The organism is Colwellia sp. 5_MG-2023 (assembly GCF_030547795.1).
In the GTDB taxonomy this organism is placed as follows: Bacteria; Pseudomonadota; Gammaproteobacteria; order Enterobacterales; family Alteromonadaceae; genus Colwellia.
In genome coordinates, this window is record NZ_JAUOPW010000019.1 from 13,525 (window position 1) to 32,162 (window position 18,638).

Sequence of the window (18,638 nt, forward strand, 5' to 3'; positions counted from 1 at the left end):
TAACTTATGTTTAGCGCTTAAGCTTTATAAATGCTTTGTGTTGGATTAACGATGTTGTATTGCGTTGACATGATATTATCAACATAACGCCAGTCAGCTTTTACTTCTTCCTTAGTTAAGGTAACAAGCATATAACCACGTTGTGATAAATCACAATACTCTAGGTCATTGATCAATAGAGATAAGCCCTCTGCCATTTTTTGCGCTTGTTCTGTGTCGATCGATAAATAACTTTCCATCCCAGGTGATGTTACTCCCGGCGTGGCAAATTCAGCACCAACGATATTACCTTTGGCATCTTTTAATGTGCCATGCCATGCATTATGGGTATCACCGGCAACGACTATCAACTTTTTGTTTAACGCAGATACATTATTGTACAAAGCTTCTCGCTCTGCTGGATAACCATCCCACGCATCTAAATTATAAGGCATAAGGCTATTAACCCTAGCAAGCTGTTCATCCGTCACCGCTTTGTTATTTAAAACGTCTTGTTTTATCGCGCCGAGTTCAGCCACTACCGCAGGAATATTATTGCGATCGGCTTGTGAAAAAATTTCCGTTGGCAGCCACATTTTAGTCATTAAAACTTGTTGACCTAACACTTGCCACTTTGCTTTTGACTTATCAACTGCAGATGTTAACCAGTTTAATTGGGTTTTACCAAGTAAGTGTCTTTCGGGGTTATTAAGATCTTTGGAAAATTTAGCAATATCCATTTCTTTACTATTTTTATTTCGATAATCGCTGTAAGACAATTGCTTATCTCTTGCAATAACACGCGTGTCTAACATGTGTAAGCTAAGTAAATTACCAAAATCGAAAGTACGGTAAATTTGTGGGTTTTGCTCCCCCATAGGAGGACGAATAGGTAACCACTCATAATACGCTTGAATTGCTGCAGCGCGGCGTTTAAAAAAGTCACCTTCATTTGCACTGTGATTTTCTGCGCCACTTTTATAGGTGTCATTACTGATTTCATGATCATCCCAAACTACAATAAATGGTGCCGCGGCATGTAGCGCCTGCAAACCTTTATCTGTTCGATATATGGCATAGCGTTTACGATAATCACTTAAGCTAATGATTTCATCGCTATTGTCGGCGGCTAATTGCCTACCTATTTTTTCTGCATTGTCCGTGGCATAACCGCCCATTGGATATTCATAAATATAATCACCTAAATGTAACACTACATCTAAGTCTTCTTGTTTTGCTGCATCAGAATAAGCATTAAAATAACCAGCAGGATAGTTTGAACAAGACACCACTACCATTTTAACTTGTTCAATATTATCAACCGGTAATGTTTTACCACGACCGACAGGGCTTACAGAGTCTAAACCAACAAAACGGTAAAAATATTCAGTGTTAGCTTGTAAATTTTGCACATCTATCTTGATGGTAAAATCACGACTCTTATCTGTATTCTCAAATCCATTTCTAATAATATTCTTGAAATCAGCATCACTAGCAAGTTCCCATGCAACGACAGCACTCGCCTCTTTACTTTGAACACGAGTCCATATAATAAGGGCATTGCTTAGCGGATCACCACTGGCAACGCCATGGTTAAATTCAACTTTGCTTAACGATTCTTTCTGTAATATAGCGCAGCCAGTTAACGAAGTAGATACGGTTAGTGCAAGCACACTGCCAGCTGATAAACCTGTGGTTAGTTTTAAAAATTTACGACGGGAGGTATTTGACATAATTTACTTAATAAGATGTTTAAACAGTAACCTCACACTTTACTGCTTAAATATTTCATTTTTATAAATAGAAAAAGAAGTTTCAATGACATTTATGTTGCAGAGTTATCATAATGTACAATTGCAAACACTAAGGATTCAAAGTGTAACCTTGTTGCTGTAACAAAGCATTAGCAGTCATGGCTGAAAGTGCCATATCAACTCCAGGGTAAAGATCTGCAGTTTTAACATCGTAAAAAGCCGCTGACTGACCACATAAATAAATTTTTACATTGTTATCGAGCAAGCTTTGTAATAACGGTATATTTTTATTCTCACCAAGTTGCTTTGCCTCAACCGCTGCTGCATTTTGTACGTCAAGTGTTGCCTTACCGTGTACAACCAACGCCAAATCAATATTTTCAGGTTTAACACCGTTAGCTACGTGCATGTTAATAAATCGCGCTAAACTATCAAATTTACGATTAACCGTACCTGCATCTCCCGTTGTGGCGACATCGAATACAATCTTAAACTTTGTGTTTTTAGGTATTGCAACTGTAGTATCAACCGATGCAATCTTACCAAATTCTTTTATTTGAGTGCCTGGTTTAAATGCCTCACTGCCGGCAAACGAAGAACCAGCCGTACACATTAATACTACCGCCACTAAATATTTCGCTTTAATCAAATCAATAAATTTCATTTCATTCACCTTTAAAATACGTTGAGTATTATATTGATATAAAAAAGTAGCAATTACCATTCTTATCATCTAAATCTACAGTGTTTACGCGAAATTATAAGTTTTTAAATAAACGTCAATAGATTGATCTATCACAATATATTTACTGTTTGGTGGGAGCATGATTAGTTTAAGCAAAAAATCATACTTTCTGCACAACACTCGTTTATAAAAGGAACGCGTTATGTCTATAAAAATGAATTCCCGATTTGATATTCCAACAACGGCACCAGAGGGATTTGAACATGAACCTGATGCAACTAAAGATTTTTGGCATCACCAAAAATTAAATACACTGCCACCTTGTGACTATATTTCTCCTTATTCTCGTCATAAGCCTTTACCTACTCCAGAGGTAGAAAAACGTAAAGCTTGGATCATCGGTGGTGGCGTTGGTGGACTTGCCGCTGCATTTTATCTTATTCGTGACGGTCATATGCCAGGTAAAAACATTACCATTTTAGAAGAAATGGATGTTGCTGGCGGCTCTATGGATGGTTCTGGAGATCCAGAAAACGGCTACATAATTCGCGGTGGCCGTGAAATGACTTGGAACTATGATACCTTGTGGGATATATTCCAAGAAATACCTGCACTTGAACTACCAGAAGGTTATTCTGTACTTGACGAATATCGCCTCATTAACGACAACGATCCTAATTACTCTAAAGCACGGTTAATTAAAACAAGCGGTGAGATTTTAGATGATAAGGACTTTGGACTAAGTAAGTCTCAACAGTGGGAAGTGCTCCGCCTCATACTAAAACGTAAAGATACATTAGACGACATCAGCATTGAAGAGTATTTCAGTGAAGGTTTTTTAAAGACTAATTTTTGGTTTTTATTCCGCACTATGTTTGCCTTTAAAAACTGTCATAGCTTGTTAGAAATGAAACTGTATTTACATCGTTTCCTTGACGCTATTGATGGCTTTGGTGATATGTCTACTTTAGTATTTCCTAAGTACAATCAATACGACACCTTTATTAAACCACTGCAAAAGTACTTACGTGATAAAGGCGTTACGTTTCAGTTTAATACTTGTGCACATGATCTTGATATCAATTTCACAGGCGATAAAAAAACAGTTACGGCTATCAAAACCGTTATTGATGGTAAAGAACAACAGATTGCAGTGGCACCACAAGATTTAGTCTTTGCTCTTAATGGCTCCATGACTGAACAAACTGCTTATGGTGATATGGACAGCGTTCCTGTTCTTACTTGTGAAAACGATGATCCCGGTAAAAATAGCGGTTGGGATTTATGGAAAAACTTAGCGGTAAAATCGCCTGTATTTGGTAAACCTGATAAGTTTTGTGGCAATGTTGAACAGTCTATTTGGGAGTCAGCTACGCTAACATGTAAACCGTCACCGCTGGTTGATAAATTACAAACATTAGCCGCTAACGATCTTTATTCTGGCCGAGCTGCAACAGGCGGCATTATTACCGTTACGGATTCAAACTGGCTGTTAAGTGTTACTTGTAATCGCCAACCACATTATCCAGAGCAACCTGACGACTTATTAGTGATATGGGTTTACGGTTTACTTATGGATAAGAAAGGCAATCGAGTTAAAAAAACCATGGCTGAATGTACTGGTAGAGAAATTCTTGAGGAGCTTTGTTTTCACCTTGGTATTGTTGAGCAACTTGATGAAGTGATTGCCAACACTAAAATTCGTACTGCATTAATGCCTTACATTACTGCGCAATTTATGACTCGTGCGTCAGGCGATAGACCAAAACCTGTGCCAGAAGGTTGTACTAATTTAGGCTTTGTTGGTCAGTTTGTTGAAACGCGCAACGACGTTATCTTTACTATGGAAACATCCATTAGAAGTGCGCGTGTTGGCGTGTATAAGCTATTGAATATTCCTAAGCAAGTGCCAGATATTAGCCCAACGCAATATGATATTCGTAACATGATCAAAGGCGCAAGAGCACTTAACAGTGGCAAGCCTTTCTTTGGTGAGCGTTTGTTGCATAGGTTACTGGATAAAACGTATTTTGCTCACATCTTACCTCCACTACCAGAGCCTGAAGAGAAAAAACAATGGCATTTTGAAGAAGAAATGAATGAACTGCTCGGCAAAGGTAATACGGTAATGCACAAGCTTGGTGGTTGGATAAGCTCACTTAGAGAAGGTTTTTCAACTAAAGATAAGTAACACTGCCAAAAGTAACTTATTGCTTTAATAATGTATTGATGTAGTAATTTATTACTACATCAATACAGCCTTCCATTTCTTTTAACAATGAAGGGTTATCAACTTTTAACTTGCGCAACATTTACCCGGTACATCATGGTATTTTTCAAAGTGACTGTAACTTACATTAATAACATCTACTTTGTTCGGAAAAATTTTATCAATTAGATTAAAGTAAACCTTTGTCAAACTCACGCTGATGAACAATACGATACAAAATAGGTAACACGAGCAATGTTAACAGCGTGGATGAAATAATACCACCAATAACAACGGTAGCTAATGGGCGTTGTACCTCTGCCCCCGTACCAATATTTAACGCCATAGGAACAAAGCCTAACCCTGCAACTAACGCAGTCATCAATACCGGTCTTAATCTGAGCATAGCACCATCGATAATGCTTGAAATAAGCTCACCTCGCTCTTTATATAAATCACGAATGAACATCAGCATCACTAAACCATTGAGTGTAGCTATACCAGAAAGTGCGATAAAACCAACACCAGCAGAAGTTGATAATGGCATATCACGTAACCACAAGGCTATAACACCACCAGTTAGGGCTAGTGGAATCCCTGAAAAGATGATTAACGCATCCTTTAAACTGCCAAAAGCCATAACTAGCAAGCCTAAAATAATTGCTAAGGTTATCGGTATAACGAGGGTTAATCGTTCATTGGCTGATGCTAATTGCTCAAACGCACCACCATACTCAAGCCAATATCCCGACGGAATTTCTACATTACGCTGAATTTTTTGTTTAACATTCTTAACAAAAGTACCTAAATCAGTACCTCTCACATTGGCTGTTACCACAATACGGCGTTTACCATTTTCACGGCTAATTTGGTTAGGCGCTGGAGCAATATTAAGATCAGCAACCTCTGATAAAGGCACAAACTGGCCATTAGGTAAAACTATAGGTAACTCCCCTAATCGGTAAATATTATTTCTAACTTGCTCTGGTAATCTTACGACGATATTAAAGCGACGATCACCTTCATAAATAGCGCCAGCATTTTCACCACCAATTGCCGTAGCTAAAGCCTGTTGTAATTGAGCAATATTAAGACCATAACGGGCAAGCTCTATACGTTTAGGTAAAATTGATAACATAGGTAACCCCGTCACTTGTTCAACTTGAATGTCACTTGCACCATCAATTTTCTCAATCTCTTCCCTAATGGCATTAGCAGAGCGTAATAGTTGGTCTAAATCATCACCCACCACCTTAATTCCTAGGTCAGCTCTAACACCTGAAATCAATTCATTAAAGCGCATTTCAATAGGTTGCGTAAGTTCGAAATTATTACCCGGTTGTTCTGCGACAGCTTCAACAATGTGTGCCGATAATTCATCATAACTCAAGGTAGGATCTGGCCATTGATTTCTTGGTGTATACATGACGTAAGTATCTGCAATATTGGGTGGCATTGGATCATTCGCTACTTCGGGTGTTCCTATTCGGGAAAATACATTTTTAACCTGAGGGAATTCTTGTATTTTAAGCTCTAATGCTTTTTGCATTTCAACTGACTGTTCAAGGCTTGTACCTGTGATACGAATTGCTTGTAACAATAAGTCTTCTTCATTAAGTTGTGGGATAAACTCCGAGCCAAGCGTTGTTGCTAACCAAAGAGAAAAAGCAACTAAAGCCGCACAGCAAACTAATATTACCCATCTAAACTTCATCGCAATCATTAGCACAGGCTTATAAACTGATTTCGCACCACTAATGATAAGGCTTTCTTTTTCTTTAATTTTACCGGTCATAAATAACGCAACCGCAGCAGGTACTAAAGTAAGTGATAAAACAAGGGCTGCAATCAATGCCATCATTACGGTTGCAGCCATTGGGTGAAACATTTTTCCTTCGACCCCCGTCAAACTAAATAATGGAATATAAACAATGGTAATGATGAAAACACCAAATAAACTTGGCCTAATCACTTCATTGGTTGCTGAATAAACAACTTTTAACCGATCTTTTTTAGTAAGAATACCGCCATTATTTCGTTGTGCATCACTTAGCCGCCTAATTGAATTTTCAACAATAATGACGGCACCATCGACAATCAAACCAAAATCTAATGCGCCAAGACTCATTAAGTTGGCCGACACACCGGTTTTCACCATACCAGTGATGGTGGCTAGCATAGCAAGAGGAATAACTGCAGCAGTGATTAATGCCGCCCGAATATTACCCAGTAATAAAAATAATACAGCGACAACTAATAACGCTCCTTCAACCAAGTTCTTTTGTACTGTAAACATGGCTTTATCAACAAGGGTGGTTCGATCATATACCGGCTCAACGATAACGCCTTTAGGCAAAGATAACTTTATTTGTTCAAGTTTTTCTGCCACAGCTAGCGCAACAACACGAGAGTTTTCACCAACAAGCATCATCGCACTGCCTATAACGGTTTCTTCACCACTACGCGTTGCAGCACCTGTGCGTAATGACTTACCAATAGCAACATCCGCAATATCGACTATTTTAATTGGCGTACCGTCAACCAACTTAACAACAACCTGCTCTATGTCATTAACTGAGGTTAGTTGACCTGGTGAGCGCACCATAAGTTGCTGACCATGTTGCTCGATATAACCTGCTCCACGGTTACTATTGTTATTATTTAAGGCCATATTAATGTCATTAAATGAAAGTGAAAACTCAAGCATTTTACTTGGTGTTGGCGTAATGTGATATTGCTTGTCATAGCCGCCAATGGTGTTAATTTCAGTTACACCGTCAACTAACGATAACTGAGGTTTAATGATCCAATCTTGTATTTCACGTAACGCTGTAGCATCAAATGGTGAACCGTCTGCCTGTAAAGCATTGGCAGATGCTTCAACGCTATACATAAATATCTCACCAAGCCCGGTAGAAATTGGGCCCATCTCAGGCGTTAATTCACTCGGTAGTTTATTTTTAAGTGCACTTAACTTTTCATTAATAAGACTACGAGCGAAATATAAATCAGTACCTTCATCGAAAATAATAGTCACTTGCGATAACCCATAACGAGAAATAGATCGCGTATATGACAAAGCAGGAATGCCTCTAATCGCCGTTTCAATAGGTACAGTAATACGCTGTTCCGTCTCCAATGGTGAATACCCAGGCGCACGCGTGTTAATTTGTACTTGGACATTAGTTATATCAGGTACAGCATCAATAGGAAGCTTTTGATAACTCCAGTAACCTATAGCAATAATCACTAAAATCATCGCCATCATTAGCCCACGACGCGCTATCGAGAAGCGCAATATTGATTCAATCATATTCTCTTCTCCTTAATGAACATGCGCTGCGCCCGCTTTACCTAAATCAGCTTTAAGTAGATAACTATTAATAACGGCATATTGCTCGCCGGCATCAATTCCGGCGAAAACTTCAGTTAATTCACCATCTGTTTGACCCAGCGTTAACTCACGTTTTTCATAACCGCCTTTATTTCTTACAAAAACGACACGCTGACCTTCAATTTCTTGAATAGCTCGATTATCAACGGCAATAGTAACCTTCTCTTCGCTTGTTACTATGCTGCCAGTGAGCATTTCCCCTGGACTCCATAGGTTATTTGCATTATCTACAGCAACTATTGCGGTAATAAATGGCTGATTCTTATTGGCCAACAAATGTAATATTGTTGATTGGTTAGAATTGACTTGAGCAGTTTTTATTGAGAGCAAGTTTGAAGGTGGCTTTGAAGAGTGCTTTGAAGATTGTTTTGGAGATAAGATAGTAACTGCTTGCCCCTTTTCAACACTTACTTGCTGACTTGGAAAAATCTGAAACTTAGCCCACAACTGTGCATAATTCTCTATTGTGATTAATGTTTGTAACTCTGCTATTTCACCAGGATTAGCAAGTCGCTGTGCGACTACACCTGAAATAGGTGCGGTGATATTATATTTTTTTAAACTATCACTCGACTCAACTTCAACAAGAATATCGCCAGCGTTAACATTGTCACCAACATTGACATTTACACGCGTAATTAAACCAGCAAAACGGGCTTTTACTTGGCTGATAGCATTAGGTTTGATTTCTGCCTTACCATAAACGGTTATACTTTTTTTTATTTGAGCACTATCGGCAATCATATTTACGATGCCAGCCTCTCTTGCGTTATCGACTGAGATCTCAACATGCCCTTCATGTCCATGATCATCTTGATGCTCATTTTCATGTCCGTGCTCATCTGCATGTGTACTTTCTTCTTCATCATGATCTGAATGTTTTTCTATACGTTTGTGCTCATGACTATCATGCTCAGACATAGCAAAGGTGTTTTTACTTATCACAACGCTACTGATTGTTACCATGGTTAATAAGAACATAAGTGTATATTTTGTAATTCTCTGGGTAATTGTCATGTAAAAGCCCTTAAAACTGGTCATTTAATTGTGATGTAAAATTATGCTGTGAAGCTGGTAATGGTTCAGCGATAAGCTGTTCTATTTCTATGCCATATCGTAGTGCGGCTGTAGCTGATTCTATAATGGCACGGCGTGCAAAAAGCAGTTCTTGTCTCGCACTTAAATAATCTAAATAGCTATAGCGACCACGTTGGTAGGCTATTTGGGTTTCTTTCAAGGCTTCTGTTAGTGTAGGAATAATGCTATTTTTTAAATTTAACGCTGTAAAAATTGCTTGTTTTCTATTGCTATAAGCTCGATATAATTGGTGATGTAACGCTAACAATTTCTCTTCTCTTTTGTAGTTAACTTCATCTCGTGCAGCTTGAGCAGATATAATGGCACCGGTATTCCGTTGAGATGAATATAAAGGCATAGTAAAACCAGCAGTAAGCGCTGTATCATTAAGCGCTTGAATTTGCTTAATACCCACCGACCATTTTATGTCTGCACTTGACTCAGTCCGCGCTAAACGAAGTTGAGCATCTCTTAAACGCTCTTGTGCTGCATAAACTAAAATCTCAGGGTTTTGTTTAACCTTGTTATATAATTTTTCAAACGCTACATCTTTAGAAAACTGGAATAGGTTACCTTCAACGCTTTCAAACTCAGCTGTTGTTTCTTTCCACATCATTGCTAAAAAAACTTTTGCATAATCAAATTGTTGTTGCTCTGATGAAGTCACTAATCTTGCATTTCCTAGTGCAGCAAGTGCGCGTTTAATTTCTGCCTCTGGTGCAACCCCTGCTTTTGCCCGTTTCTCTACTTCAGATAATGTTTCCTCAGCTAATGCCGTTGCTTCTTTAGCCAATGACAATCGCGCTTGTGCCGCTAGAACATCAATATATCGGCGTGCAACTTCACTCAATAAATTTAAGGCCTTAATTTTGCGCATCGCAATCAGTTGGGAGTTACGACTATGACTAACACCTGTACGAGCAGAGCGTTTATCTCCCATCTCAACCACAGAAGAAAGAGATACCGTAAACTCAGTATTTTCAAAGGTACCTATACTGCCAGTACCGGCAAAGTTTTCCATTTCGAAACCGATTTCATAAGCAGGTTTTAAATGTTGACTTTGCAACTGACCTTCAATCGCACGTTGGCGAAATTCAAATACTTTAAGAGAAGGATTATCATTGAGTGTTTTTTTGATTGCTGAAGCTAACGTTAACGTGTTTAACACCACCTCTTTATTTTGTTGGCTTTTGTTATCACTATAAGCTAAAGAGAAAGGACTTAAGAAGCACAAGCTCATCATCAGAAGCTTCACAGGGGATAATTTAATCTTTAATGAGTCTTTTAATCGGTATGATAATTTTGCAACTTTACATGGCACAAAAAACAAATAACGCATTTACATTTCCTACATTTTTATTGACGTAATTAAGGGCGTTTTTTACTCTGGAGTACAAGGTGATAGAAGCCGCTACATCAAATTATGCTGTAGCAGTTTTTATGAATTTATGTTGAATAAGCCCTTATTTTGGCTCATCATAAACCTTACTGTAGGTGTAAGGTCAAATGTTATGAAAATAAATCAACTGTCTAAGTTAACGAACGTACTCAGTAAGACAATTCGCTATTATGAAGAAATAGGATTACTGCCAAAACCATCACGTAATAGTAATGGTTATAGAGAATATAATTTAGCTGATGTAGACAACTTGATTTTTATCCGTAGGTGTCGAGAATTACAAATACCGCTTGAGCAAATAAAAGTATTAATAGCAGTACAATCAGATAAAACATCTTCTTGCCTTGAAGTAGATTTACTTATAGATCAGCAATTAAAGAAAGTTCGTCGTACGATAAGTGAATTAACGCTATTAGAAAAAACGCTTCATACCTTATCTACATCTTGCTCAAATAATATTATTGGTGAATGTGAAATATTGAAGAAATTAAACAAAGAATCTACTGAGCATTTATCAGAAACACCTTACTAAAAAACTCGTGATTCAAACACTAGCTACTAGAAAGACAATCCTTAAAAAACAATTAAAAGAAAATTAAAATCAAAGACTACAAGCATAACAACTTAATTTGATAACTGATTAATTTAATAAAAGAAACCCAATAACGAATAAACCCACAAATATAAAAAAGGGCTCTTAATTTATAAGAGCCCTTTAAAAATATAAAGCAGTTATTAAATCGGCGTTAAAATCAGAGGTTATCTGGACCAACACGTACAACTAACTTACCAAAATTATCGCCTTTTAATAAGCCGATAAATGCATTAACTGAATTTTCAAGTCCCTCAACCATTTGCTCTTTATATTTGATGTCACCAGCTATTAACCATTTAGCCATTTGTTCGCTAAATTCATTATAACGATGGCCATAGTCATCAAACACGATAAAGCCTTGCATTTTAATACGCTTAATTAACAATGTGCCCATTAATAATGACAATCTGTCAGGACCACTTGGTAATTCAGTCGCATTATATTGTGATATAAGGCCACATAAAGGGATACGGGCTGAGCTATTTAATAATGGCATAACAGCATCAAATACTTTTCCGCCAACATTCTCAAAGTAAACATCAATACCTGATGAACAAGCTGTCGCTAGTTGTTCAGCTAAATCATCTGAATAATGATCTAAACAAGCATCAAAGCCTAAGGTATCAACCGCATATTTACATTTAGTATCGCCACCGGCAATACCAATAACTTTACAGCCTTTCAATTTGGCTATTTGTCCAACTAAGCTTCCTACTGCACCTGTTGCTGCAGCAACGACAACAGTTTCACCTGCTTTAGGTTGGCCAATATCAAGTAGCCCCATATAGGCTGTTAACCCTGGCATACCTAAAACACCTAATGCATATGATGGGTTGACCATATTATTGTCAAGTTTAAGTAATTCACTGCCATTGATAACACTATAATCTTGCCAGCCACCAAAAGCGACAACCCAATCGCCTTTTTTATAATCAGCATGGTTTGATTCTTCTACTCGACAAACACTGCCACCAACCATTACTTCATTAATACCAACTGGCTCGGCATATGATTTCGCATCATTCATACGGCCACGCATGTATGGGTCTAATGAAAGAAACACGGTACGAAGCAATACTTCATTTGCTTTAGGTGTCGGCTTTTCACTCGTTACTAGGTTAAAATTTTCGCTCACTGGGGCACCAAAAGGTCTTGATGCCAAGAGAATTTGACGATTTATATCCGTTGTTTGAGTCATATTACTTCCTATTATCTTTTATAGTGCTTGAGTTAAAATTTCACGGCTTATGTCTAACGTAATATCGCTATGTTCACCTAACGCGGTCATGCCGTGTTGATCTAATCGCTCAACTAATAAATCAATATCTTTACTACCAAGCTCGACATCAGATAAACGTGTAGGCACTTGCATTTTTTCGAAGAATGCTTCAGTTAATTGTATTGCTTGGTCAATACGTGTGTTTTCATCACCTTTATTTACTCCCCACACGCGCGATGCATATTGCAGTAATTTTTCACGTTTTTGTTCTTTACAAACCTTCATCACTGCCGGTAACACAATAGATAATGTCCGCGCATGATCAATACCAAAAGCACCAGTTAATTCGTGCCCAATCATATGTGTTGACCAATCTTGTGGTACACCCGCACCTATTAAGCCATTTAATGCCATGGTTGCAGACCACATAATATTGGCTCTGACTTCTAAATCATCTTTCGTTTCAGCTGCTAAAGCTTTAGGGCCTTCTTCAATTAGCGTTTGCAACAAACCTTCACTAAAGCGATCTTGCACCTTGCCATTAACACTGTAAGTTAAATACTGCTCAATTGTGTGAACAAAAGCATCAACCACACCATTACTAATTTGGCGATCTGATAACGACAAGGTGACTGTTGGATCTAGTACTGCAAATAATGGACGAACTAAAGGGCTAGCAAAAGGTAGTTTATTGCCATCTCGAGTCACTACAGAGTTACCATTACTTTCTGAGCCTGTAGCCGGTAATGTTAATATTGCCCCAAGCGGTAAGGCTTTAGTGATAGTTGCTTGTTTCGCTAGAATATCCCAAGGATCATTTCCTTCAGTATCCCCTTCATACAAAGCCGCGGCAGCAATAAATTTTGCGCCATCAACTACAGAGCCGCCACCTACCGCCAATAAATAATCAATTTTTTCGGCTTTAATGATATCTTGGGCTTTCATCAAGGTATCGTATGTTGGGTTTGGTTCAATTCCTGAAAACTCAAACCAAGTATGCTCAGTAAGCGCATTAACAACTTGTTGATATACGCCATTACCTTTAATGGAACCACCACCATAAACCACTAATACTCTTGCATTTAAAGGGATTTCTTTTGAAATAACCTTGATTTGGCCTTCGCCAAAGTTAATTTTTGTTGGATTTTGAAAATTAAAATTTAACATATATAGTCCTGTATTTGTCTGTAACGATTTAGCTAAGTTAATTAGTTAAATAACTTAGCTAAACGAAGTAATTTATTTAAGCTGAAAGATGAGTGAGTAATTTTTCTGCAGCTAATGCTGAACTAGCTGGGTTTTGCCCAGTAATAATTAAGCCATCTTGTACAGCAAAGGGATGAAAATCTTGCGCTTTTTGATATTCAGCACCACGCTTAATCAGTTCATCTTCTAGTAAGAATGGTACAACATCTGTTAACTGAACTGCTGCTTCTTCACTATTAGTGAAACCTGTTACAGCTTTGCCTTTTATAACAAAATTATCTGACACATCTTTTACATTTAATAAGGCAGTACTTGCATGACAAACAGTTGCAACAGCTTTCTCTGCATTTAAAAAGTTTTCAATTAAAGTGATAGAGTCAGTATTATCAGTAAGATCCCATAATGGGCCATGCCCCCCAGGATAAAAAACACCATCAAAATCTGCCGCACTCACTGAAGCTAGTTTTACTGTTGTGGCAATTTTAGCTTGTGCCTCAGAGTCAGCATCATAACGCTCTGTTGCTGCAGTTTGAAAGTCGGCTAATGTACTTGTTGGATCAATAGGTGCTTGTCCACCTAGAGGTGTAGCTAACGTTACTTCAACGCCGGCATCGATAAAAGCATAATAAGGAGCAGCAAACTCTTCAACCCAAAAGCCTGTTTTATTACCTGTGTTGCCTAGTTCATCGTGCGAAGTAAGTACCATCAATATTTTTTTAGTCATTCTTATTTATCCTTTTATCTATATACTTAGAAGTATGTAAGTCTCTTACAATTGTTTATTCATTTTCAATACAGCTAGTATATGCTTCAGCCTCCAAGTGAACAATGCAGATAAAACTAACAACTTTGTATCAATAATTGATACAATAATTAAAAGGTTTTTATTAGAGGGGTTTATGGATATATCATTTGAACAGCTCAAAAGTATGGTTGTATTTGCACAAGTTATTGAACAAGGAAGTTTAAGTGCTGCGGCAAAACACCTAGGCTTATCCCGAGCAGTGGTCAGTTATCATTTAAAAAAGCTTGAAGCACAACTAGAAGTAAAATTACTTAACCGCTCTACCCGATCCATTAATCTTACCGAAGCAGGCCAAGGATATTATGAACGCTGTCGTATCATTTCTGAACAAGCGAGTGCAGCTAATCAACAAATAGAGAATTTTAAAAATGAGCCTATTGGGCTACTTAAAATAACGTGTCCGGTGAATATTGGTTTACAAACCGTTGTACCGGCACTAAATGAATTTAAAAAAATCTATCCTAAAATATCACTTGATGTAATGCTAACAGATGAAGTTGTTAACATTATGAAAGAAGGCATTGATTTAGCTATTCGTGGCGCGCCTTTACTTGATTCTGGTTTGCAAGCAAGTAAATTAGCCACATTACAAACGTGTTTGTGTGGTGCTCCTGAGTATTTCCTTCAGTATGGCCGACCAAAAAAACCTGCCGATTTAAGTAATCATCAATGGATCATTTATAAGCTAACGTCAGGTGTAGTTACGTTAACTAAAGGTAGTCGTTCATTCAGCATTACGACAAAAGGCAGCATTAGTACCAATAATGCTGCTGCACGAACTTCTTTCGTTGAAGCAGGACATGGTTTAGGCCGGATACCTACTTATGATGCGTTACCAAAAATAAAAGCAGGCACGTTAGAAACAGTACTGGATGATTACCAACTTAGTGATATTAATGTGTATGGCGTATTTCCTCCAGGCACAGCTAATTCGAAAAAGCTTAGGTTACTGCTTAATTATTTAAAAGAATATTTCACAAGTCAAATAAGTATAACAACAGCCTAAAGGTATACTCCCTTATGCATAGCACCAGAGAATACGTAAAGTCATTAAGTATTCTCTGGTAATATTCCTTCAATACCATTAAACGAATTTAATATGTTTCTAATGCGCTCTGAAAATACGCTGGTATTTAATTGTGGAACTCGGGCTAAGTCCACTTGATAATTTTCTTTACGCCAATCTTCTTCAAAGTCCGACTTTTCTGCTGATTTGTGAAGTTCACGCGTATTAGCTGATATTTTAGCAATCGCTTTTATATCATTTTTTTGACTAAAACGAGGAACGCAAGAAAACATAAAGTTTTCGTCTACATGCCTATCACTTAATCGAATTAGCTCTGCCATTAATTGATAACAAACATTATTAAAGGTGAGTTTATTAATGATTAACACAATAAGTTGATCATGCTCTATTTCATCTAAGTGACTTGAAGCCTCAAGACATACTTTTAATTCAAGTATCCAATATTTTTCATGTCGGTTTTCAATATTAATTACCTGAAACTTAGCTTGTTCATAGCGCAAATTATCCAGCTCTTGTTGTAGTTCTAACCATGAAATTTCAGTCTCTTTACTTCTAATTTCTTGGCTATTAATCAACATAGTCACATCATGATGACAATTTAATGGTGTTGTTGTTTTGTTAAACGCTTTTAAACGAAATAGCTCTCTTACTTCATGCTCTCTCACCTTTTTTATCGCAAGAAAAGCGGTTTGTATTATTTCAGCACTAGGTAATTTAGGCTCTACTCGCCATTTACGCCCATACATTATTTTAAGTTTTTTATCTTTTACTGCTGAAACGCCATCACTTGATTTCTGATTCTGATGAAGAATAGAGTGACTTTCATAATTATTACCTTTGTAGTTATCGGCGCCGATGATACCAACTTGTATATAAATCCCTTGATTATCTTCTGAAACAAATATGGGATATCTATCGCAATAACTTATTTTTAAAATTAGCTCCTCTACACTCGCTAACGTGTGTCGATATTTAAGATAATGCTGTGGTATGCAAAAACTGCCATTATCAAGTTGTGCTTTGGGCGCATTTTCAGCAGAAAACTCACCATTAAATAATTGAATGATTTTCATATAGGTAACTCATCAGTTCAGCTTGTCATTATTTTTATCGCAATTGACAGGTAATACGTTTTAATTTCTTACCTAGACCACAAAATTAAAATAAATTATTCATCAATATAAAATTATTTTAATAAAACCGTTAACAACGCAATAATATAAGCTTTAAAAGAAAGATTTATGACAAAAAAAAACACCAAGCCAAAAAGTGATGAAAAAGGAGGGGTATGCACTATATTTCAATAATTTACAATACTAACAACCCAACTGGGCAGCTATGAATATTCTCTCATTCTATAATGCTATTGATTGTAAAACCGTTCCACTTGAATAGAGATAATGCAAATGTAATTAACAACATTTTCAAGCAGAACGGCTATAGTGAATAAATATGCTAAGAAGCTACCTCGATGTAGTGCCTTTCTAAACATTAATAACCAAGTTAGGTCAATAACTTAAGGGGTAACATGAAAAATCATACCTTAGGTTACATTATTTATTCTATTTTTCTCTGAGTTCATTGGTAGCAAAAAGAGATATTAAACCATCTGCTATAACCCCTCGCCAAGAAAAATAATCATGCCCAGCACCGTATTCTTGATAATGAGTTTCGTAGCCTTTTGCTAATAAAACATCACGTAAATGGCGATTAGTCTCTAAAATTCCATCACCAACGCCACGAGAGTTTTCAAATAAACCTGCGCTTAAGAATAAACGAACTGCTTTTTTATCCATCGCTATGACTTCAGAAGCTACAAAATGTTTATCATTTTCAGTCTGAGCTTTGGGACTCCACCAAAATGACCCTGACATAGAGATAACATTGCCAAATATCTCAGGATGACGTAATGCTATCGTCGTTGCTGCTAATCCACCATAACTAGAGCCAGCAATAACCGTTTTTTCTTTTGGTATTATCATTGGTAACCTCTGCTTTATTTGAGGAATAAGTTCATTAGCCAAAACATCAGCAAATATGCTATTAGCTGGCAATTCACGAGCACGAGCTTCACGATCAGGATTACTGATAAAAACGGTAATAACAGGAGGAATAGCGCCTTCTGCCATTAAATTATCGAGTATTGTTGGCAAGTTGACCAATTCTATGTAAGCCTGCGCATCAAAAATATATAGCAGTACAGCATCCTTTTTATTTTTCTTAGTCATTAGAGGAGAATAAATAGTTATCTCGCGAGTATTCGCTAAGGTACTGCTCGTAAAATAAAATTGAGAAAATGTCCCTTTTGGCTTTATTTCTGTTGAATCGATCATAGGGTTTTTAGGCGCACCTTCAAGAGTGATAGTTGATTTCGTACTAAACTTGTCAAAACCCGAAGATGACCAAGGGTAATGGTTGTACGGATCAACCTGAGCCACAGCTTTTATAGCAACTCGACGAGCAAAACCAGTTAGTGGCGGTTGCGGCACATCAGGGGCTATTTGATAAGATAAATGAGTATTGTCAGGTACAATAAAACTTTTATACCAGGTATCAGAATTAGCAAGCCTTTGTAGGGACTCATGATTGTTAGAAGGCGCCCCAATAAGTTTAACATTTTTGTACGAACCTCTTGCCAAAAAAGTCATCAAAGTTCCGTTAGGTGTATTTTCAACCAATGGCGTCCCTGTTCTCTCTATCATTTTCCAAAAATTCTCAGTACTTTGCCCTTTTCGAAGCTCATCATTTAATGACGATATTACCGGACTTAAAATCTTACTTTGGTCATCAGGGATTTGTTCTTTTAAGCTAATACGATTTTCAAGCACAATATGGTATGAACCAGAGCCTGATATATGCCATATTTCATCACAATTTTTAGCGACTGAATAAAAATCTTGTTTCCCATTTTTGTTATCAATTAAACGTCTTGATAAATCACCCTTTGCATTAATAACATCAACCGTTATAGGGTGACTATTCTCAATATATCCCGTTAGATAGTCTCCTTTTTCACAGGGTACGATTATTTTTATCGTTTTAAAGTTTTGATTGAGTTCATTTTTTTTACTCTGAGTGTCATTAAATCTACCTGTTAAAGCATTACTAACCGTTAAGTTTGATAAAGCTGATGAAGTTATTTCAGCACTCAATACCGAAAATTGAATTAAAGATATTAGACACATAGTTCCAAGTCCACCCCGTTTAGCTCCCTTAACAAACACTTCTTTACTTATCATTAATTACCCCTTTTTACCTTGATTTTCGATTAGTTATTTAACGGAATCAC

13 protein-coding genes are annotated in these 18,638 nt (G+C 37.2%); 3 read left to right on the forward strand and 10 right to left on the reverse strand.

Annotated features, from left to right (window positions below; all coding sequences use genetic code 11):
• Positions 1-17: 17 nt before the first annotated feature.
• On the reverse strand, positions 18-1,712 hold the full coding sequence (locus Q4496_RS12740) for an alkaline phosphatase (RefSeq protein WP_215972128.1): 1,695 nt from the start codon (positions 1,710-1,712) through the stop codon (positions 18-20).
• Between the two features lie 130 nt (positions 1,713-1,842).
• Complete coding sequence (locus tag Q4496_RS12745) at positions 1,843-2,397, reverse strand: DsrE family protein (protein ID WP_303610571.1); 555 nt, start codon at positions 2,395-2,397, stop codon at positions 1,843-1,845.
• A 223-nt stretch (positions 2,398-2,620) separates the two neighbouring features.
• On the opposite strand from Q4496_RS12745, the gene Q4496_RS12750 reads away from it, so the two are divergent.
• Complete coding sequence (locus tag Q4496_RS12750; RefSeq protein ID WP_215972126.1) at positions 2,621-4,609, forward strand: oleate hydratase; 1,989 nt, start codon at positions 2,621-2,623, stop codon at positions 4,607-4,609.
• A 208-nt stretch (positions 4,610-4,817) separates the two neighbouring features.
• Here Q4496_RS12750 and Q4496_RS12755 read toward each other — a convergent pair whose 3' ends face one another.
• Genes Q4496_RS12755 through Q4496_RS12765 form a run of 3 tightly spaced genes read right to left on the reverse strand, consistent with a single transcriptional unit; the run spans position 4,818 to position 10,437 of the window.
• Positions 4,818-7,940 carry an efflux RND transporter permease subunit gene (locus Q4496_RS12755; RefSeq protein WP_303610572.1) on the reverse strand — a complete coding sequence of 1,041 codons (3,123 nt, stop codon included), beginning with the start codon at positions 7,938-7,940 and terminating at the stop codon, positions 4,818-4,820.
• 12 nt (positions 7,941-7,952) lie between these two features.
• On the reverse strand, positions 7,953-9,038 hold the full coding sequence (locus Q4496_RS12760) for an efflux RND transporter periplasmic adaptor subunit (RefSeq protein ID WP_303610573.1): 1,086 nt from the start codon (positions 9,036-9,038) through the stop codon (positions 7,953-7,955).
• Between the two features lie 10 nt (positions 9,039-9,048).
• The gene (locus Q4496_RS12765) at positions 9,049-10,437 is read right to left on the reverse strand and encodes a TolC family protein (RefSeq protein WP_303610574.1); all 1,389 of its coding nucleotides are present in this window, start codon (positions 10,435-10,437) and stop codon (positions 9,049-9,051) included.
• 172 nt (positions 10,438-10,609) lie between these two features.
• On the opposite strand from Q4496_RS12765, the gene Q4496_RS12770 reads away from it, so the two are divergent.
• Complete coding sequence (locus tag Q4496_RS12770; protein WP_159820685.1) at positions 10,610-11,029, forward strand: Cd(II)/Pb(II)-responsive transcriptional regulator; 420 nt, start codon at positions 10,610-10,612, stop codon at positions 11,027-11,029.
• Between the two features lie 220 nt (positions 11,030-11,249).
• Here Q4496_RS12770 and Q4496_RS12775 read toward each other — a convergent pair whose 3' ends face one another.
• From Q4496_RS12775 to Q4496_RS12785, 3 genes are all read right to left on the reverse strand, one after another.
• Positions 11,250-12,290, reverse strand: coding sequence for an NADP-dependent oxidoreductase (locus Q4496_RS12775; RefSeq protein WP_303610575.1), 1,041 nt, complete (start codon positions 12,288-12,290; stop codon positions 11,250-11,252).
• 18 nt (positions 12,291-12,308) lie between these two features.
• The gene (locus Q4496_RS12780) at positions 12,309-13,478 is read right to left on the reverse strand and encodes an iron-containing alcohol dehydrogenase (RefSeq protein ID WP_303610576.1); all 1,170 of its coding nucleotides are present in this window, start codon (positions 13,476-13,478) and stop codon (positions 12,309-12,311) included.
• Between the two features lie 76 nt (positions 13,479-13,554).
• A complete protein-coding gene (locus tag Q4496_RS12785) occupies positions 13,555-14,241 on the reverse strand; it encodes a type 1 glutamine amidotransferase domain-containing protein (protein WP_215972121.1) in 687 nt (228 codons plus the stop codon).
• Positions 14,242-14,416: 175 nt separating this feature from the next.
• Between Q4496_RS12785 and Q4496_RS12790 the strand changes: the two genes are divergently transcribed.
• Positions 14,417-15,328: a LysR family transcriptional regulator gene (locus tag Q4496_RS12790; RefSeq protein WP_303610577.1), complete on the forward strand. Its 912-nt coding sequence runs from the start codon at positions 14,417-14,419 to the stop codon at positions 15,326-15,328.
• 44 nt (positions 15,329-15,372) lie between these two features.
• Here the strand turns inward: Q4496_RS12790 and Q4496_RS12795 are convergent, their stop codons facing one another.
• Together Q4496_RS12795 and Q4496_RS12800 are read right to left on the reverse strand one after the other, a co-directional pair.
• Positions 15,373-16,422: a hypothetical protein gene (locus Q4496_RS12795; RefSeq protein ID WP_215972119.1), complete on the reverse strand. Its 1,050-nt coding sequence runs from the start codon at positions 16,420-16,422 to the stop codon at positions 15,373-15,375.
• Between the two features lie 489 nt (positions 16,423-16,911).
• Positions 16,912-18,588 (reverse strand): esterase family protein, encoded by a 1,677-nt coding sequence (locus tag Q4496_RS12800; protein ID WP_303610578.1) that lies wholly within the window; start codon positions 18,586-18,588, stop codon positions 16,912-16,914.
• Positions 18,589-18,638: the final 50 nt, after the last annotated feature.